This is a genomic window from Rhodococcus sp. Q, assembly GCF_005503035.1.
Classification (GTDB): domain Bacteria; phylum Actinomycetota; class Actinomycetes; order Mycobacteriales; family Mycobacteriaceae; genus Rhodococcus_G.
Genome location: NZ_SCOY01000002.1, coordinates 117,688 through 135,509, shown reverse-complemented (window position 1 = coordinate 135,509; position 17,822 = coordinate 117,688). Strand labels below are relative to the sequence as shown.

The 17,822-nt window shown below is 70.1% G+C and carries 17 protein-coding genes; 6 read left to right on the top strand and 11 right to left on the bottom strand.

Going from position 1 to position 17,822, the window contains the following annotated elements; translation table 11 throughout:
- The first annotated feature begins 66 nt into the window (after window positions 1-66).
- Entirely contained in the window at window positions 67-756 is a 690-nt protein-coding gene (locus FFS72_RS02925; RefSeq protein WP_137872542.1) for a hypothetical protein, read from the top strand.
- On the opposite strand, the gene FFS72_RS02920 is transcribed toward FFS72_RS02925, so the two are convergent.
- The 7 genes from FFS72_RS02920 to FFS72_RS02890 form a co-directional block, all read right to left on the bottom strand.
- Window positions 713-3,961: an ATP-binding protein gene (locus FFS72_RS02920; RefSeq protein WP_137872541.1), complete on the bottom strand. Its 3,249-nt coding sequence runs from the start codon at window positions 3,959-3,961 to the stop codon at window positions 713-715. The genes FFS72_RS02925 and FFS72_RS02920 overlap by 44 nt on opposite strands.
- A 53-nt stretch (window positions 3,962-4,014) precedes the next feature.
- Entirely contained in the window at window positions 4,015-4,863 is an 849-nt protein-coding gene (locus FFS72_RS02915) for a heme ABC transporter ATP-binding protein (RefSeq protein WP_137872540.1), read from the bottom strand.
- Window positions 4,860-5,873, bottom strand: coding sequence for a FecCD family ABC transporter permease (locus FFS72_RS02910; RefSeq protein ID WP_137872742.1), 1,014 nt, complete (start codon window positions 5,871-5,873; stop codon window positions 4,860-4,862). The genes FFS72_RS02915 and FFS72_RS02910 overlap by 4 nt, the downstream gene beginning before the upstream one ends.
- Before the next feature lie 59 nt (window positions 5,874-5,932).
- On the bottom strand, window positions 5,933-6,949 hold the full coding sequence (locus FFS72_RS02905; RefSeq protein ID WP_502704069.1) for a heme/hemin ABC transporter substrate-binding protein: 1,017 nt from the start codon (window positions 6,947-6,949) through the stop codon (window positions 5,933-5,935).
- Between the two features lie 8 nt (window positions 6,950-6,957).
- Window positions 6,958-7,635, bottom strand: a complete 678-nt coding sequence (locus FFS72_RS02900) for a biliverdin-producing heme oxygenase (protein ID WP_137872539.1) — start codon at window positions 7,633-7,635, stop codon at window positions 6,958-6,960.
- A gap of 93 nt (window positions 7,636-7,728) precedes the next feature.
- Complete coding sequence (locus tag FFS72_RS02895; RefSeq protein ID WP_137872538.1) at window positions 7,729-8,154, bottom strand: TIGR03668 family PPOX class F420-dependent oxidoreductase; 426 nt, start codon at window positions 8,152-8,154, stop codon at window positions 7,729-7,731.
- A gap of 10 nt (window positions 8,155-8,164) precedes the next feature.
- Complete coding sequence (locus FFS72_RS02890; protein ID WP_137872537.1) at window positions 8,165-9,091, bottom strand: aldo/keto reductase; 927 nt, start codon at window positions 9,089-9,091, stop codon at window positions 8,165-8,167.
- A gap of 157 nt (window positions 9,092-9,248) precedes the next feature.
- Between FFS72_RS02890 and FFS72_RS02885 the strand changes: the two genes are divergently transcribed.
- From FFS72_RS02885 to mshC, 5 genes are all read left to right on the top strand, one after another.
- Window positions 9,249-10,091, top strand: coding sequence for an undecaprenyl-diphosphate phosphatase (locus FFS72_RS02885; RefSeq protein WP_171018551.1), 843 nt, complete (start codon window positions 9,249-9,251; stop codon window positions 10,089-10,091).
- 27 nt (window positions 10,092-10,118) lie between these two features.
- Window positions 10,119-10,835 (top strand): histidine phosphatase family protein, encoded by a 717-nt coding sequence (locus FFS72_RS02880; protein ID WP_137872535.1) that lies wholly within the window; start codon window positions 10,119-10,121, stop codon window positions 10,833-10,835.
- A 40-nt stretch (window positions 10,836-10,875) separates the two neighbouring features.
- Window positions 10,876-11,487 (top strand): DUF3090 domain-containing protein, encoded by a 612-nt coding sequence (locus FFS72_RS02875; RefSeq protein WP_137872534.1) that lies wholly within the window; start codon window positions 10,876-10,878, stop codon window positions 11,485-11,487.
- A 4-nt stretch (window positions 11,488-11,491) separates the two neighbouring features.
- Window positions 11,492-12,325, top strand: a complete 834-nt coding sequence (locus tag FFS72_RS02870; protein WP_137872533.1) for an SCO1664 family protein — start codon at window positions 11,492-11,494, stop codon at window positions 12,323-12,325.
- A gap of 79 nt (window positions 12,326-12,404) precedes the next feature.
- Complete coding sequence (mshC, locus tag FFS72_RS02865) at window positions 12,405-13,646, top strand: cysteine--1-D-myo-inosityl 2-amino-2-deoxy-alpha-D-glucopyranoside ligase (protein WP_137872532.1); 1,242 nt, start codon at window positions 12,405-12,407, stop codon at window positions 13,644-13,646.
- Between the two features lie 49 nt (window positions 13,647-13,695).
- Here the strand turns inward: mshC and FFS72_RS02860 are convergent, their stop codons facing one another.
- The 4 genes from FFS72_RS02860 to FFS72_RS02845 all read right to left on the bottom strand — a co-directional run bounded on the left by FFS72_RS02860 (window position 13,696) and on the right by FFS72_RS02845 (window position 17,788).
- On the bottom strand, window positions 13,696-14,124 hold the full coding sequence (locus FFS72_RS02860) for a hypothetical protein (RefSeq protein WP_137872531.1): 429 nt from the start codon (window positions 14,122-14,124) through the stop codon (window positions 13,696-13,698).
- Window positions 14,125-14,237: 113 nt separating this feature from the next.
- Entirely contained in the window at window positions 14,238-15,605 is a 1,368-nt protein-coding gene (locus FFS72_RS02855; RefSeq protein WP_137872530.1) for a flavin-containing monooxygenase, read from the bottom strand.
- Window positions 15,606-15,650: 45 nt separating this feature from the next.
- Window positions 15,651-17,051, bottom strand: coding sequence for an FAD-binding oxidoreductase (locus tag FFS72_RS02850; RefSeq protein ID WP_137872529.1), 1,401 nt, complete (start codon window positions 17,049-17,051; stop codon window positions 15,651-15,653).
- A 68-nt stretch (window positions 17,052-17,119) separates the two neighbouring features.
- Window positions 17,120-17,788, bottom strand: coding sequence for a type 1 glutamine amidotransferase domain-containing protein (locus FFS72_RS02845; protein WP_137872528.1), 669 nt, complete (start codon window positions 17,786-17,788; stop codon window positions 17,120-17,122).
- Between the last annotated feature and the right edge of the window lie 34 nt (window positions 17,789-17,822).

The following is a 17,822-nucleotide window of genomic DNA, read 5'->3' as shown; positions in this document are numbered from 1 at the left end:
CGCCCTCGCACGGCCCCGCCGGCCGACGCCAAGTCGTCGCCAAGTGCGGCGGTTCAGCCTCGTGACATGACCATCACACCCGCACTCCTGTATCGGCTCAGCGCCTGGGCGATCATCGTCGCGTTCGTCCTCAACCTCACCGGAGGACTCCTGCATCCCGTCGTCGACGGGAACTCCCACTCCGCCGACTCGCTCACCGCGTGGACCAGTCCGTGGGCACAGCTGGTCCTGCTCGTCGGCACCGTCGTCCAGCTCGTCGCGCTCCCCGGTGTCTACGCCTGGATCGCGCAGCGCGCCGGCCTCGCGGGGCTGATCGCGTTCGTGACGCTCTATGCCTCGCTGATGCTCACGGCGCTCAGTCACCTCGCCGTCGAGGCCTTCGTCTCGTACGAGCTCGCATCGGATCCGGCATTGGCGCACCTGCTGCCCGAAGACGGCTCGCTGTTCCCGTCCACGATCTTCGTGACGATCCAGACCGTCTTCGGGCTCGCGTACATGCTGAGCCTGATCGCCCTCGGCGTGGTACTGATGCAGACCCGCGCGGTGCCGCGCTGGATCGGCGCGATCATGGCCATCGGCGGCGTGATCTGCGTGATCCCGTGGCCGGAGGCGCCCGGCGTCACCGGCCTGGTCATCGAACTGCCCCGTGGTCTCGCCTTCGCGGCGATCGGCGTCCTGATCCTGCGCGCGGGAGGCAGGCGCGACCGGTCCACTACGCCCGAGGTCGGACTCGAAGCTCGTGCGCTGTCCGTGTGACGAGGTCCGAGGCGGCGGCCCGAAACCGGGCCGCCGCCTCGACGTCTCCGCGTGCGTCGGCGAGCGCACCGAGCGCGGCGTCGACCGGTCCGGCGTAGAACGATCCGGAGTCCAGGCCGGCGATTCGGCCGCGGAACGGCAGCAGGGCGTCGTGCAGGAGCCGAGCCGTGTCCAGCTCGCCCAGGCGGGCCGCGGCGTGCGCCTGGAACGTCGTCATCGCGAGCCAGTAGTAGTCGCGGCCGTACGGCACGCTCGACGCCCACAGGCTTCGTGCCCGGTCGGCGTCACCGGCGTCCAGGAGCGCGACGATCAGCGGGAACCGCACCGACTGCGGGCGCAGCGACTCGAGTTCCTCCAGCACCGGGACGAGCGGCGCGAGGTCGCCCGCCCGCACGGCGGCGCCGATCCACCCGATCAGCCCGATCCACTGCGCCGACGCCACACCCTGCGCGGCCATCGCCGCGGACACCGCGTCGTACGCCGCGACGCCCTCCTCGACGCGGTCCGCCATCAGAAGGGTCATGGCGTCGAACACGGAGAGGACTCCGAGCATCTGACCCAATTGGTGCCCGGCGGCGTGCTTCATCGCCAGCCGGGCGTTCTCCTGGGCAGCGGGAAGGTCGGTCACCGCGGTGGCCGCGAGGAAGCGTTGGAAGTAGGCGAGGGAGGTGAAGCCCTCGTCGCCGGCCTCGTCGGCCGCGACCAGCAGCGCCGCCGCGTTGGCGGTGCGTTCCGACACCAGATCCGGGCCGAACGCGACGTATCCGAACGCGTTCAGTGCCCGCACGAGGACTCGTGCGTCCCCGGATTCGGCCGCCGCGTCCCGCGCCGCGACCGCGGCCTCGAGGTAGCGCCGGTCGTCGTGGCCCTCCAGTTCGAACGTCAGCGTCGTCAGCAGCAGTGCCCGGTCGCCGGCAGTCAGGTCGTCGTGAGCGAGGCAGGCGTCGATCGCGTCGAGCATCTCGGTATCCGGCGCCGCGTCGACCTGAATCGTCCACACCACGGGCGCCGTCCACGACGTCACGGCACGCAGCAGGGCGTCCCGATCGCCGAGGTCCCGGGCGAGGTGGATCGCACGCCGCCGCAGTGCCCGCGCACCGACGACGTCTCCGGTGCGCGCCTGCACACCGACCCGCGCGGTCACGACGTCGGCGGTCACGCGCGGATCGGCTGTGGTCGCCATGGTGGACAGTGCCTCCGCGGACTCCCACAGCGCCATCGCGTCACGGTGTGCGGCATTGGCTTCGGCGTCGTGGGCACCCGCCCGCACGAAGTCGAGCAGGTCGGCGGCAGTGTCCGGGGTGGCCGCCGCGGCCGCGTGGTGTGCCAGGACGGCGGTGTCGCCGGGCCTGCGGATCGCCAACTCGGACAGCGCCGACGCGTGCAGTCGTCTGCGTCTCATCGGCGACAGCTCGTCGTAGAGCGTGGCGCGGACGAGGTCGTGGCTGAACCGCACCCGGTCCGGGGTCGGTTCGGTGATGATGCCCGCGAGAAGGGCGGGTTCGAGAGCGTCCAGCAGGGTGTCGTCGTCGGTCTGCCCCAGCCCGGCGAGGGTTCCCAGATCCGATTCGCGTCCGAGCACCGACGCTCGTCGCAGTTCGAGGACGGTGCGCTCGGGAAGTCGGGAGATCCGTCGGCGCAGCACGTCCCGGACCCCGTCCGGGACGCGCGTCCGGAACGCGTCGACGCCTTCCGAGGCGAGGAGTCGGGTGTACTCGCGCAGGAACAGCGGATTGCCATCGGTTCGATCCAGCAGTTCCGACAGCAGAGCGTCGTCGAGGTCGGGGAGCCCGGTCTCGCGGGCGATGGCGGCGGCGCCTTCGCGACCGAGGCCGTGCATGGTCAGTCGTGTGCCGGGGACGGCTGCCGTTGCAGCCCACGTCGCCTCCAGGTCCGAGCCGACCTCCGTGGGACGGAAGGTGCACAGCAGCACCGTGATCGATCGTGATCCCGTTGTCGCGACGTGCCTCAGGACCTGCAGCGACGGCTCGTCGGCGCGGTGCACGTCGTCGAGGACGACGACGGTGCGGGTCCCCGGCCGGGTGAGCAGGTCGGTGACCCGCTGCCCGATCCGGAAGGGTGAATCCGAAGCAGCGGTGTCGTCGCCGAGATCGCGCAGCGCCTCGATCCACGGCCATCCCGCGGGAGCGCCGTCGACCTCGGGGCAGTTGCCCCGAGCCACCTGCCAGCCCGCCGCAGCGGCTTCGTCGGTGAACGTTCGGGCGAGGGTGCTCTTGCCCTCGCCGGCATCGCCGCCCACCCACACCATCTGCAGGCCCGACTCGGCGGCACGACGGGAGGCGGCCCGCACGCCACCCAGGAGGTCGTCGATGCCGGTCGCGCGGGAGTCGCCCCACCGGAGATCCGGCACCGGTCCCGGCGCGCGGTCGTCTGGCGCCGTCGGGGTGAGAGCCGCGTCCTGGCGCAGGATGTCGCGTTCGAGTTCCTGCAGTTCGGCGGAGGGGTCGACGCCGAGTTCGTCACCGAGATAGTTCCGCGTCCGGCGCAGCACCTGCAGCGCGTCCGCCTGTCGTCCGGTCCGGTACAGCGCCAACGCGTGCAGTCGGACACCGCCCTCGCGACCGGGGTGCTCGGCCGTGTGCCTGCTGACGGTGTCGAGGACGAGGTCGGGCCTGCCGAGTTCGAGGTGGGCCTGGGCCCACGCCTCGAGCGCGGTGCAGCGCAGTTCCGCCAGTCGGGCGTTCTCCGCACGCGCCCACCGCGCGTCCACGAACTCGTGGTAGGGCTCTCCGGTCGCGAGTGACAGTGCAGCGGAGAGGATTTCGGCGCGCTCGGTGGAGTCGGCGCGGCGCAGGCCGTCGGTGACCAGGTTCTCGAACTGCCAGACGTCCACCGACTCGGCCGGCAGATGGAGCGCGTAACCCGGTGCGGCACTGACGATCACCGACGCGGGCGTTCGAGGTGCCCGCGCCGGTTCGAGGACGCGGCGCAGGTTCGACACGTGAACCTGGAGCGCGGCCAGCGCCTTCGGCGGCGGCTGACCCGCCCACAGATCGTCGATCAGCAGATCCGTCGAGACCACCCGCCCCGCCGCGGCCGCGAGGCGCGCGACGACGGACCGGGCGCCGGGGCCCCCGAGCGCAGCCGGGGCGCCCGCGACGGTCGCGGAGAGGGAGCCGTGCACCCGCAGGTGCACGGCGTTGAGCGGTGTCGGTGCCGCGGGCACCGCCTGCGTCTCGGTCATCGCAGCGGCAGCGTAACGCCGTGCCGGTCCGTTCGCTCGCTGTTCTGTTCGCGTCAGCGCGCGTCGCGTCGAGGCAACACCAGTTGGGCGCCGGTGCGCGGATGATCGAGGACCTCGACGGGGTGGCCGTAGACCCGCCCGAGCAGGTCCTCCTCGAGCACCTCGCGAGGTGTTCCCAGTGCTGCGAGGCCGCCGTCCGCGAGCACGGCGATGTGATTCGCGTAGGCGGCGGCCAACGCCAGATCGTGCAGGACCACCACGACCGCGGTGCCCTCCCGCGCGCGTTGCGCGGCCAGCCGCATCACCGCCTCCTGATGCCCGAGATCGAGTGCCGCGGTCGGTTCGTCGAGCAGCAGTGTCGGGGTGCGCTGCGCCAGCACCCGCGCCAGCGCGACCCGCGCCTTCTCGCCGCCGGAGAGGGCCGCGAAGGGGCGTGCCGCGAACCGTTCGACGTCGCATTCCGCCATCGCCTCGGCGACCGCCTCGTCGTCCTCGTCCCGCAGCACGGTCCGAGCCCAGGGGGTGCGGCCCATCCGGACCACCTCGGATGCGGTGAACGAGAATCCGACGGTGTGCTGCTGGGGCAGCACGGCGCGGAGCCGAGCCATGTCCGCACCGGTCCACTTGCCGAGCGGGCGATCGGCGAGCTCGACGTGGCCTGCCGCGACGGCGGTGTCGCCGGACAACGCTGCCAGAAGGGTGGACTTGCCCGCACCGTTGGGGCCGACGAGGGCGAGGACCTCGCCTGCCCGGACATCGAGGGACACCGAGTCGAGGACGCGCCGGGAGCCGCGGTCGACGGCGACGCCGACCGCTCGCATCGTGACGTCGCCGTCTCCGGGACGGGTGGGGACGGGCAGATCGCGTACGAACATCTCGCGCAGCCGGGTGGACACGGTCATGCCCAGCCTCCCTGCTGCTTGCGCGTGCGGCGCAGCATCCAGAAGAAGAACGGTCCGCCGATCAGCGAGGTCAGCATGCCGAGCGGGAGGTCGGCGTTCGGCACCAGTGTGCGGGCGCCGAGGTCGGCGGCGAGCAGAACGATGGCACCGCACAGCACGCTGGCGGGGATCAGTATCCGATGTCCCGGGCCGACGATCATGCGCATCAGGTGCGGCACGACGAGACCGACGAACAGGATGATGCCGGTGAACGCCACCGACGCCGACACGAGCAGTGCGACGATCAGGACCGCGATCTGCCGCAGTCGCTCGACGTTGACGCCGAGGTGCGCGGCGGCGGACTCGCCGAGGGCGAGCAGGTCGAGCCGGTGGGCGATGAGCATCGTGGCGGCGATGCCGAGCACCGCCATCGGGGTGACGACGGCGACGGCCTGCCAGGTGGCGCCGTTGAGGCTGCCGAGCTGCCAGAAGACGATCTGATCGCGAGCAGCGGGATCGGCGACGAACGTGAAGAACGCGATCAGCCCACCCGCGAACGCGTTGATCGCGACGCCGGTGAGGACGAGGGTGACCACTTCGGTTCGGCCCTCGGATCGCGCCAGCAGGTACACGAGGATGGTCGTCACGAGGCCGGTCGCGAATGCGGCGGCGGCGACGGCAGTGCCCGCGACGAACGCGCCGCCGGTGAGGATCACCGCGCACGCGCCGACCGCCGCGCCCGCGGAGACACCGATGACGCCGGGTTCGGCGAGCGGGTTGGCGAACACGCCCTGCAGCAGTGCACCCGCGCAGGCGAGGCCCGCGCCGACGACGATCGCGAGGATCACCCGGGGGAACCGCACCTCCCAGAGCGTGACTTCGCCGACGGGGTGCGCAGGCATCGGCCCGATGTCGAGACCGATGCGATGCGCGATCGATCCGAGCACCTCGGCGGGGGAGGTCGGCACCTGGCCGACACATGCCGAGACGAGCGCGAGGACGAGCAGCCCGAGGGCGAGGGCGGTGAGCACGACGGCGGGACGCGGCCGCCGTGACTCGCCGCTCTCGACCGGGGCGGCGGCGCGGGTGGTCACTCGGCGCCGTAGAGGGCGACAGCGAGCGCCTGCAGCACCTCACCGGTCCGCGGGCCGAAGCTGAGCAGCACACCGTCCTGCATGTCGACGACGCGCTGATTCCGGCCCGCGGGCGTCTGGGCGATCCCGGGAATCTTCGCGAGACCGTCGAGGCCGCCGATGGAGTCGAGGCCCTTGGTCATCATGAGGAACACGTCGGGTGCCGCCGCGATCATCGCTTCGCTCGTGATCGGGGTGAACTGCTGCGTCAGACCGGAGGCGGTGCCCGCATCGACGGCGCCGAGCGCCTCGATCAGCGAGTCCGCACCCGAACCCGGACCGGCCATCATCGTGATCGAGGTTCCCCGCATGTACAGGAAGGCGACCTTCGGGGGGGTTCCGCCCTGTGGGGCCATCGCGGTCGCGGCCTCGATCTCGTCGGTGGTGCGTGCCGCGAGCGCCTTGCCCTGCTCCGGGACGCCGAGCGCGTTGGCGACCGCCTCGATCTGGCCCGGCACTCCGTCGAGCGTCCGGGTCGGATCGAAGAACACGACGGGGATGCCGGCCGACCGCAGCTGGTCCTGAACCGTGCGCGGGCCGATGCTCGTGTCGGTGAGGACCACCGTCGGATTGAGCGCGAGGATCGCCTCGGCCGACATCGAGTGCCCCGACGGGGTCACGTTCGTGACCCCGTCGACAGCCGGGAACGTCGCGGCACCGTCACGTCCGACAAGACGATCGCCGAGCCCGAGCGCGTACACCGTCTCGGTGAGCGTGCCGTACTGGTCGGCGGCGACGATGCGGCTGGTGTCGGTGACGGTGACCTGCGCGCCGTCGAAACCGGTGACCGTGACCGGCAGCGCCGGTGTCGGGTCGTCCGCGATCGGCGTCGGGTCGAGATTGTCCAGGGCGGCGGTGGTTCGGCCCGACTGGTCGGCCGACGCCGCGTCCTGGGAACTGCATCCCGCGGACACCACGGCGACCGCGAGAACGGCCACCGCGGCGCGGAACACCGTCCGGGTACGCATGGACATCGAACAGATCACTTGACCAGGTAGGTGTCGATGTCGGCTTCCAAGTCCGCGAACAGGTTGCTGTTGAGTTCGTAGGCGAGGTTGACCTCGTCGATCAGCCGCTGCTGCTCCTCGTCGGTGAGCGGCGCCGCGTCGAGCTTCGCGCGGTAGGCGTCCTTGTAGAGCTTGGGCTTCTCGATGGCGTCGAAGATGTAGAAGCGAAGTCCATCGGTGTCGTAGCCGTAGGCGCGCTCGAGCATCCGGCGGATGATCTGGCCGCCCGACAGGTCGCCGAGGTAGCGGATGTAGTGGTGCGCGACGAAGCCGGCAGGCCAGTCGTACGCGACCTCGGTGAGGCGGTCGATGTACCGCTGGGTCGCGGGCGTTGCCGTCACCTGGTCTCGCCACTGCTCGCCGAGCAGGAACTCGAGGTCGGCTTCGAGAGCTTCGGTGCGGAGAAGCTCGTCACCCAGGAACGGCGCGACGAGGGGGTTGTCGGCGTGAGTGCGGCCTGCCTCCTCGAGGGTGCGGTACACGAGGTAGGTCTGCGCGATCAGGGCCGCGTGAGCGGCGGGGGACAGCTTGCCCGCCAGCAGTTCGCCGACGAAACGGGATTGCTCGGTGTTGCGGTGTGCGGCGTCGGTCTGCACCTTGATCCGCTCGGCGAAACCGGGTGTGGCCGCTGCCGCCGGGTCGAGCACTGTCATCGTTACCCCTGTCAGGAATGGTTTGTCGTTGGACACGGACCATTATGGAAACACGTTGTCGGTAACCGTGTCTCAAACAGGTTAGCCTGCCCTTCAGTCGTCGTGCGTGCGGGCGACCCACGTCACCCACTTCTCCGGACGCACCACGATGACGGGGCCACCCGGCGGTACCGCCCTGTACTGCGAATACTTCCCCGCGAGCGCGCGAACGGCGGCCGCTCCGACCGCCGAGGTGGCGTCCACCACTTCCGCCGGACCGTCGACCCGGACCCACCACAACCGGGTCCAGTCGTCGGCGTACTCGTCGACGAGGACGCTGGCCCGGCCGTGGGCGCGCACGTTGTCGAGTCGGCGCAGCCGCCGCGTCGACTTCGGTTTGTCGTCCACGGCGCTGACGATCAGGTCGCCGGACACGGCGAAAACCACCGGCACCAGGTGCGGTAGGCCGTCCGCGGTCACCGTGCCCAGGGTCGCGACACGGGCGGCCGCGAAGCGTTCCCGCGCGACGTTCTCCTTCACACAGTCGAGGTTAGGCACTCACGTCGTCGAGCGCCGCCGCGATCGCAGCGGGAAGTTCGAGCTCCTCCGACGCGAGCACCCCGGTCACCTGTGCGTAGTCACGGGCACCGACGATCGCGCTCGCGACGCCGGGGCGATCCCGAACCCAGGCCAGGGCCACGGCGAGCGGTGACGCACCGAGACCGTCGGCGGCGGTGATGACGGCGTCGACCACCAGCCCCGCGTCGGCGGTCAGGTACTGCGACACGGACTCCGCCGTCGCGTCGGCCGCCCCGCGGGAATCCGCGGGAACGCCGCCCCGGTACTTGCCGGTCAGCACACCCCCGGCCAACGGCACCGCCGCGAACATGCCGATCGCATGGTGCTGCGCAGCGGGAATCAGTTCCTCCTCGACACCGCGCGCGAGGAGTGAGTACTCGGCCTGCGTCGCGGTCAGTGGCGCCGACCCCAGTGCCCGGGACGTCGCCGCCGTCGCCAGCTGCCACCCGAGGTGCCCGCGGGCGCCGACGTACCGCACCCGGCCCGACTCCACGGCGTACGCGAGGGTCGCGGCGATCTCGTCGACGGGAGTCTGCGGATCCCACGTCGCGACCTGCCACAGATCCAGGTGGTCGGTGCCGAGTTCGCGGAGGGTGTCGTCGAGTTGGGCGAGCAGCGCCCGCCGCGAGCAGTCCACTCCGCCCGGGTGGACGCCGCCGCTGCTCGAGATCACCAGGTCGGCGCGGGGCACGACGTCGTCGAGCAGTTCCGCGAGTATCCGCTGCGCCGTACCTCCGCCGTAGAACGGCGACGAATCGACCAGTGTGCCACCGGCTTCCACGAACCCCAGCAGCTGTGCGGCCGCCTCGTCCCCGTCGGTGTCCCGGCCCCACGACAGGGTGCCGAGGCCGAGACGGGACACTCGCAGTCCACTACGTCCGACCGTGCGCTGCTTCATAGTTCGATCACCACAATTGCGACAGGGTAGTGCCGGACGGCGATATGTGTGCTCCTGACTCGCCGGGTACGGTGCACTGCGTGATGCGTCACTCCGCCATGTCGATGGCCCACCTGCCGGCCCGCTGCTCGTCCGAGACCGAAAGGCGTACGCGGTGATCGGGGAGTCCATGACCTGGCTGCAGGCGATCGTTCTCGGCATCGTCCAGGGCCTGACCGAGTTCCTCCCGATCTCCTCGTCCGGGCATCTGCGGATCGTGTCGGAGTTGTTCTGGGAGACGGATGCCGGTGCGTCGTTCACGGCGGTGACGCAGCTCGGCACCGAGGCCGCGGTCCTGGTGTACTTCGCCCGCGACATCTGGCGCATCGCGGTGGCCTGGTTCCGTGGGCTGCTCGACCGGGATCTGCGCGACCACGACTACAAGATGGGCTGGTACGTCATCATCGGCACCATCCCCGTCGGCATCCTCGGGTTCCTGTTCAAGGACCAGGTCCGCACCGCCGCACGCAACCTGTGGCTGGTCGCCGCGATGCTCATCGTGTTCGCACTCGTCATCGCCGCCGCCGAGCACTTCGGGCGCAAGCAGCGACCCATCGAGGAGCTGACACTCAAGGACGGCATCCTGATGGGTTCCGCGCAGGCCCTCGCACTGATCCCCGGAGTGTCGCGTTCGGGAGGCACCATCAGCGCGGGCCTCTTCCTCGGGCTCACCCGTGAGGCGGCGGCGCGTTATTCGTTCCTGCTCGCGATCCCCGCGGTCACCGCGGCCGGGTTGTTCTCGCTGCCCGACGCGTTCGCGCCAGCGGGTGAGGGACTCAACGCCAGCGGTGCGCAGTTGCTCGTCGCGACCGCGATCTCGTTCGTCATCGGCTACGTCACGATCGCCTGGCTGCTGCGGTTCGTCGTCAACCATTCGATGTACTGGTTCGTCGGCTACCGGATCATCCTCGGCGTCGTGTTGATGGTGCTCCTGGGGACCGGTGTCGTCGCCGCGACCTGACCGCCGCGTCGTGGCTAGGCTGGCCCCATGACGGTGATCCTGGTCCGGCACGGCCGCTCGACGGCCAACACGTCGGGCACGCTCGCGGGCCGCAGTGCCGGCATCGACCTGGACGATCTCGGACGTGAGCAGGCGGAGGGCCTCGTAGGCAGGCTCGCCGATCTCGACATCGCGGCGATCGTCCGCTCGCCGCTGCTGCGGTGCGAACGGACGGTGGCACCGCTTGCCGAGAAGTTCGGGCTGGTGCCGCTGGTCGACGACGCGCTGGTCGAGGTGGACTACGGGCAGTGGACGGGTCGTCCCATCAAGGACCTGCTGGGCGAACCGCTGTGGAAGGTCGTGCAGCAGCATCCGTCCGCCGCCGTGTTCCCGGAAGGGGAGGGCATCGCGCAGGTACAGGCACGTGCCGTCGCCGCGGTTCGGGCCCACGACGCGCGGCTCGCCGCCGAGCACGAACGAGACGTCCTGTGGATCGCGTGCAGCCACGGTGACGTCATCAAGTCGGTGCTCGCCGACGCGCTCGGAACACACCTGGACGCCTTCCAGCGGATCGTGGCCGAGCCGGCATCGGTGAGCGTCGTTCGCTACACCCCGACCCGCCCGTTCGTCCTGAAGATGAACGACACGGGTTCGGACCTGAGTGGGTTGCGTGGGCACGGCGGGAAACCCGCGGGAGTCGCCGCTTCCGAGGCCGTTCCCGGTGGCGAGGTCGGAACCGGGGGAAGGGCGGATAATGGGAGCTGACAGGACGGGAAACAGCAGTTCGATCAGGCGGAGGTGCTGAATGTCTCGGGCAATTCACGTGTTTCGCACCCCCGACCGCTTCGTCGCGGGCACCGTCGGCGAGCCCGGCGACCGCGCCTTCTACCTGCAGGCCGTCCATGCCACCAGGGTGGTGAGCGTGCTGCTGGAGAAGCAGCAGGTACAAGTGCTCGCCGATCGGGTGGGTCTCCTGCTCGACGAGGTGCACCGCCGGTTCGGCACCGAGGTTCCGCCGCACGAGGCGCAGCCGAGGGACATCAGTCCACTGGTGATGCCGATCGACGCGGAGTTTCGGGTCGGCACGATGGGGCTCGGCTGGGACTCCGACGCGGGCGCCGTCGTCGTCGAGTTGCTGGCGGTCTCGGAATCCGAGGTCGACGAGTCGATGGTCCTCGACGACGTCGAGGACGGGCCCGATGCGGTCCGGGTGTTCCTCACCCCGGAACAGGCCAGGGAATTCGCCGCCAGATCCGAGCGGGTCGTGTCAGCGGGCCGGTCACCGTGCCCACTGTGCGGGGAGCCGCTCACCCCGGGCGGTCACATGTGTGTCCGGACCAACGGGTACCGGCGCGGGTCGACTTTCGCGAAACCCGTCGACGAACCCGGTGGCGATCCCGCCGACGACGAGAGCTGACCAGGTGACCTTCGCAGCATCCGAGCCGGGCGACCACGATCCCGTTCCCTCCGACGTCCTCGCCACGGGCGAACTGACCGTCCTCGGTCGCATCGTCTCGGCCAGCAACGCGACTCTGGTGTGTGAGGCGACGGTGGACGGCGTCACCGTGCGATGCGTCTACAAGCCGATCCGCGGGGAACAGCCGCTGTGGGATTTCCCCGACGGCACCCTCGCGGGCCGCGAGGTCGCGTCATACCTGGTGTCGGAGGCGTTGGGGTGGAGTGTGATCCCGCGGACGATCCTCCGCGATGGGCCGTACGGACCCGGAATGGTGCAGCGCTGGGTACCGACCCCTGAGTCGGTCGGTGACCGCGGCGAACGACTCGACCTCGTCGACATCTGTCCGCCCGACCGTGTGCCCGACGGCTGGTTCCGCATCCTGCAGGCCTACGACGGGGAGGGTGAGGAGGTCACCCTGATCCACGCCGACGATCCCCGGCTGCAGCGCGTGGCCGTTCTCGACGTGCTCCTGAACAACGCGGACCGCAAGGGCGGGCACGCACTGGAGGGAACCGACGGGTCGGTGTACGGCGTCGACCACGGCATCTGCCTGCATGCCGAGAACAAGCTGCGGACCGTGCTGTGGGGGTGGGCGGGACAGCGCATCGGCGGTGACCTGCTCGTGGATGTCGAGTCGTTCGAAGTGGCACTGCGCGGCGACCTGGCGGACCGGCTCGCCGAGCACGTCACGTCGGAGGAGGTCGAAGCGTTGCGGATGCGCACCCGAGATCTTCTGGCCAACCCCGTGATGCCGCAGCCGACGACGAACCGCCCCATCCCCTGGCCCGCGTTCTGAGCGGCCGGTCGGGGCAGTCGGCGTCCTGACCCGATCCCGTCCATGCGGCTGATTCACCGTCTCCGATAGGCTCGCCGTCATGCAGTCCTGGTCCGACATCGCCGTCCCGCCCGTACCCGGTCAGGGGCCGCCGTTGCGGTTGTTCGACACCGCGGATCGCCGCGTGCGGCCCGTCACACCCGGGCCGACGGCGACCATGTACGTCTGTGGGATCACGCCGTACGACGCCACGCATCTCGGTCATGCCGCGACGTACCTCGCGTTCGACCTCGTGAATCGGATCTGGCGTGATTCCGGCCACGACGTGCACTACGTCCAGAACGTCACCGACGTCGACGATCCGCTGTTCGAGCGGGCCGAACGAGACGGCGAGGACTGGGTTGTTCTCGGGATGCGGGAGACCGCATTGTTCCGGGAGGACATGGAAGCACTGCGCGTCCTGCCGCCGCGCGACTACATCGGCGCCGTCGAATCGGTGAACGAGGTCGTCGAGATGGTCGGCAAGATGCTCGCCGCGGGCGCCGCGTACGTCGTCGACGACGCCGAGTACCCGGACGTCTACTTCCGGGTCGACGCGACCGAGCAGTTCGGATACGAGTCCGGCTACGACCGCGAGACGATGGAACGCCTGTTCGCGGAGCGCGGCGGCGACCCGGCCCGCCCCGGGAAGCAGGACCCGCTGGACGCGCTGGTGTGGCGCGCGAACCGGCCCGGTGAGCCGTCGTGGCCGTCGCCGTTCGGACCGGGCAGGCCCGGCTGGCACGTCGAGTGCTCGGCGATCGCACTGAACCGCATCGGCTCCGGTTTCGACGTGCAGGGCGGCGGAAGCGACCTCATCTTCCCGCACCACGAGTTCTCCGCCGCTCACGCGGAATCGGTTGTCTGCGAGCGGCGTTTCGCCCGCCACTACGTGCACACGGGAATGATCGGCCTGGACGGCGAGAAGATGTCCAAGAGCCGCGGCAACCTCGTCTTCGTGTCCAAGCTTCGCGGTGAGGGCGTCGATCCGATGGCGATCCGCCTCGGCCTACTGTCCGGGCACTACCGCGTCGACCGGCCGTGGACGGACGAGGTGCTGGCAACTGCTCAGGATCGGGTGGCGCTGTGGCGCCGCGCCGCCGCGCTGCCGACGGCGCAGGCAGTCGAGGACACCATCGCGCGACTGCGCCAGCATCTGGCCGACGACCTGGACACCCCGAAGGCACTCGACGCCCTCGACGGGTGGGCGCAGCGCGCCGTCGACCACGGCGGTCACGACGCCGCGGCGCCGGGACTGTTCTCCGACGCCGTCGACGCGCTGCTGGGTGTCTCCTTGCGCTGACACGGTCGGGCATTCTCGCCGCCACTCGCCGCCGTCGGAACCGGAGTCCTCAGTGTCCGTCGCGGTGCCTGGGAGTCTGACCACCGGCGTCCGGTACCTCCCGTGGGTGTGTGTCGTCCGCGTTCTTCGCGTTGTGGTCCGGATCGAGTGCGTCCGCGCGATTCCACTGTTCGTTGACCTCTGCGCGTGCGGTCGTGGCCTCGGCGCCTGCCGCGCCCGCTTCGTGCTGCAGGCGTTGCGCCTCCGCCCTCTTCGCGTCCGCCTCGGCTGCGGCGATACGGGCTTCGGCGGCGGACTCGTTCGCGAGTGCCTCCTGCCGACCCGCCTCGAACGACTTCTGTCGCGCGTCGGTACGAATCTCCTCGGCTTGCTTGCGGTGCTGGGTGGCCCGTCTGCGCATCAGGGCCAGCACAACCGCAGCCACGACCAGCACTGCGACGACCGCAATCACGATCCACATGACGGTATCGGTGTTCATCTCGACTCCTTGTCATGGGATCTGCGCCCCCGGACACGGTTCTGCGACCGCAGATCCCTGCCTTCGAGGTTCCCCGGCCAGGGTTGTGCGAAACCTCTCCGAGTGCGCCGGTGCTATCGCGCTCTGCGGGCGCCTCGCCTGCGTTCGCGTGCGAGGTCCCAGAGGTAGTGCTCGAAGTCGACCTCCATCGTGTGCCTAGGCGACGCGTAGAACCGCCGCTTGGTGCGTTCGTGGTCGGCGGTCATCTGCGACCGGATCTCGTCGGCGCTCGGCGGGAGGTAGCGGCCGGTGAGGGTGTCGGTTATCCATGCGCTCTGCGCCTCGGCGAGCGGCATGACCGCGCCGAGCGGCTGGAGGAGGCCTACGAAGTAGAGGCCGGGCAGGTCCGGGTGCACCGCGCGCTTCCAGAGCGGCAGGTCGTTGTCGGGGGCGGCGACCAGATCGGGGTCGAGGAATGGGAACGTGACGTGGTAGCCGGTGGCCCACACGATCAGGTCGGCCTTCGCGCGGCTGCCGTCGGTGAAAACGACTGTGTCGTTGTCGAATCGGTCGATGCCCGGGCGGGGCGTGATCGCGCCCGCCTGCAGTCGTGCGCGGATCTGTTCGGACTGGACGGGATGTGCCTGACCGGGCCTGTGCGTCGGGCGCGGAAGTCCGTAGCGGGTGAGGTCACCGGAGGAGAGGGCGGCACTCCGCAGCCCGGCCGAGACCAGCCATCCGGGCGCCCAGCCCGGCATCGAGAACCGGTCGGCCGCGCCGCCGTACAGGAACTTGCGCAGCACGTAGTGGCTGCGGCGCACCGACATCGTGGCGCTGCGTGCGACCTTCGACGCCTCGACCGCGATGTCGAGCCCGGAGTTCCCCATCCCGACGACCACGACGTCGCGGCCTGAGAGTTGCTCGGCGTTGCGGTAGTCGTGGGCGTGGATCTGCTCACCGGCGAACGTGCCGGGGTAGGCGGGGTCGGGCCAGCGTGGATCCCAGTGGTGCCCGTTCGCGACGATCACGGCGTCATAGGTGTGGGTGTGTTCGCCGTCGTGTCCTGACGTGCGCACCGCCCACCTGCCGTCCTCGGTGCGGGCGACGTGCTCGACGGTGGTGCCGAACGTGATGGTGTGGCGGAACCCGAAATGATCGATGTACGCCTCGAAGTAGGCGCGGATCTGGTCGTGGCGAGCGTACGGCGGGTACTCGTCCGGCATCGGGAAGTCGGAGTACGCCATCCTCGCGCAGGAGGTGTTGATCTCCAGCGACTCGTAGCAGGCGGACTGCCCGTTCGGGTTGTCGTAGACCCAGTTCCCGCCGATCACGCTGCCCTTTTCGAAGCAGTCGAACGGGATGCCGGCGAGGTACAGGGCCTTCGCCGCGGCGATACCGGACGACCCTGCCCCGATCACGCAGGTTCGGGGCAGGGTCGGATCCACCGGGACGCTGGCGGTGACGGCAGGAGCCCGGTGGTCGGGCTTCACGAGATACGACATCCCGTCAGGATCGCACTCGGCTCCGCCTGGGACACCGCGTTCGCGTCACTCCGCTCGTGCGGGCTCGATGTTCTGGTTGATGTGAAAGAGGTTGCCGGGATCGTAGTCCCGCTTGATCCGCGCCAGGCGGTCGTAGTTGTCGCGGTAGGACGCCCGGACCCGGTCCTGCCCCTCGTCCATCATGAAGTTGATGTACGCGCCGCCGGCCGACGTCGGATGGAGCTCGGTCCAGTAGTCCTTCGCCCAGGTGGTGATGGCGTCCGCGTTCGCCGGATCGGGGTCGACGCCGACGATGACGCCTGCCCACCCGCCGTTCCGGTAGGCGAACGCGGTGTCGCCTTCGGGGACGCGGGCCGCGGCGCCGTCGATCGGGTACATGTGCATCGTGGAATGCCCGGTCGGCAGCTGTTCGCCGAACTTCTCGTGGACGGCGATCGCGGTATCGGAGATCTCCTCGAAGAAGTCCGCACGCCAGTACCACTGCAGCCCAGCCGGATACAGCGCATCGAACGCCTGCTGGAGTGCGGTGAACGGGAGGTCGTGAACCCCGTACAGCAGCGGGTCGCCGAACGTGCGGATAGGTTCGAGGATCTCGTCGGCGCGATCGTGCGGGCCGGTGTAGCACCACACGATGCCGCACGCCTTGCGCCCCCACAGTTCCTCCGGGAAAGGTGGCGCGGGCGGCACCGTCAGCAACCCGATCCAGCCGCTGAGTTCCTCCGGCAGGGCGGGAACCAGTTCGCGGTACCAGCGCATCACGTCGGCGGTGTCCGCGATGTCGTAGAGCACGGGACCGCCGAGCACGATGCCGTTCTCGCCGATGTCGTGGCAGCGGAACGTGAACGAGGTGACGACGCCGAAGTTGCCGCCGCCGCCGCGCAGCGCCCAGTACAGGTCCGGATGCCGGTCGGCGTCGGTGCGGACGAAGGTGCCGTCGTGAAGGACGACGTCGGCGCCGAGCAGGTTGTCGATCGTCAATCCGAACCGCCGGGACAGATAGCCGATGCCGCCGCCGAGGGTCAGGCCGCCGACGCCGGTGGACGCGAGGAACCCGGACGGGGTCGCCATCCCGAACGCGACGGTGGCGTGGTCGACGTCGCCCCACACACAGCCGCCGTCGACGCGGACGGTGTGCTGTTCGGGGTCGACGGTGACGCTGCGCATCTCGGACAGGTCGACGACGAGGGCGCCGTCCCAGACGCCGAGTCCGCCTGCGTTGTGGCCGCCGCCGCGCACGGCGATCTCGATGTCGTGGTCGCGGGCAAACTTGACGGCGGCGATGACGTCCGCGGCGTCCCGGCAGTACGCGATCGCAGCGGGGCGGCGATCGATCATCGCGTTGTAGACGGCGCGGGACGTGTCGTAGTCGGGGTGGTCCGGGGTGACGACGTGGCCGCGCATCGCGGCCGCCAGGTCGGAGTAGTCGAGGGCAGGTGTTGTGGTCATGGTTTCGACGCTAGGAGTGGGGCGTTCGGGAACCGTTCGCATTCGCGTTCGGTGTGCGTTCGCCCTGGTCAGAGCCGGCTCAGGAGCTCGGTGGCCAGCGGCACCGACGACGCCGGATTCTGACCGGTGACGACCGTGCGGTCCACCTCGATGTGCGGTCTCCACGACTCGCCGACCTCCACCTGCATCCCGGCGTCGGTGAGGCGGTCCTGCAGCAGCCACTTCGCCTTGTCCGCGAGCCCGCCAGCGTGTTCCTCGGCGTTGGTGAACGCGGTGACACGGTAGCCGGCGAACACGTTGGTGCCGTCGGGTGTCGTCGCGGCGAGAAGTGCCGCAGGTCCGTGGCACACGACGCCGACGGGTTTGCCGCTGCCGAGTGCCTCGGTCAGGATGCGGCCCGAATCGGCGTCGACGGCCAGGTCTTCCATCGGGCCGTGCCCTCCCGGTACGAACACCGCGTCGAAGTCGGCGAACCGCACGTCTGCGAGCGCAACGGGTGCGGCGAACTCGGGAGCCGAGGCCACGGCGTCCGCGAGGCCGGGTTCGGCGGCGAGGCTCGCCGGGTCCACCGGTGGCACCACACCTCCCGGAGTGGCCACGACGACCTCGTGGCCGGCGGCGGTGAACGCTCGGAGGGGAAGGACCGCTTCTTCCGCCCAGAATCCGGTGGGGTGTTTCGTGCCGTCGGCGAGCGTCCACCCGTCGGCACCGGTCATCACGAACAGGATCTTCGCCATCTGTCGGCCTCTCGTCGTCATGTGACGGGTTCTC

Bases quoted from the DNA above. Each gene is read 5' to 3' on its own strand.
- mshC (WP_137872532.1), top strand. From the start codon at position 12,405: ATGCAGTCCTGGTCCGACATCGCCGTCCCGCCCGTACCCGGTCAGGGG.
- FFS72_RS02850 (WP_137872529.1), bottom strand. From the start codon at position 17,051: ATGACCACAACACCTGCCCTCGACTACTCCGACCTGGCGGCCGCGATG.
- FFS72_RS02845 (WP_137872528.1), bottom strand. From the start codon at position 17,788: ATGGCGAAGATCCTGTTCGTGATGACCGGTGCCGACGGGTGGACGCTC.
- FFS72_RS02915 (WP_137872540.1), bottom strand. From the start codon at position 4,863: ATGACCGTGTCCACCCGGCTGCGCGAGATGTTCGTACGCGATCTGCCC.
- FFS72_RS02905 (WP_502704069.1), bottom strand. From the start codon at position 6,949: ATGTCCATGCGTACCCGGACGGTGTTCCGCGCCGCGGTGGCCGTTCTC.
- FFS72_RS02890 (WP_137872537.1), bottom strand. From the start codon at position 9,091: ATGAAGCAGCGCACGGTCGGACGTAGTGGACTGCGAGTGTCCCGTCTC.
- FFS72_RS02925 (WP_137872542.1), top strand. From the start codon at position 67: ATGACCATCACACCCGCACTCCTGTATCGGCTCAGCGCCTGGGCGATC.
- FFS72_RS02920 (WP_137872541.1), bottom strand. From the start codon at position 3,961: ATGACCGAGACGCAGGCGGTGCCCGCGGCACCGACACCGCTCAACGCC.
- FFS72_RS02875 (WP_137872534.1), top strand. From the start codon at position 10,876: ATGTCTCGGGCAATTCACGTGTTTCGCACCCCCGACCGCTTCGTCGCG.
- FFS72_RS02860 (WP_137872531.1), bottom strand. From the start codon at position 14,124: ATGAACACCGATACCGTCATGTGGATCGTGATTGCGGTCGTCGCAGTG.
- FFS72_RS02900 (WP_137872539.1), bottom strand. From the start codon at position 7,635: ATGACAGTGCTCGACCCGGCGGCAGCGGCCACACCCGGTTTCGCCGAG.
- FFS72_RS02880 (WP_137872535.1), top strand. From the start codon at position 10,119: ATGACGGTGATCCTGGTCCGGCACGGCCGCTCGACGGCCAACACGTCG.
- FFS72_RS02855 (WP_137872530.1), bottom strand. From the start codon at position 15,605: ATGTCGTATCTCGTGAAGCCCGACCACCGGGCTCCTGCCGTCACCGCC.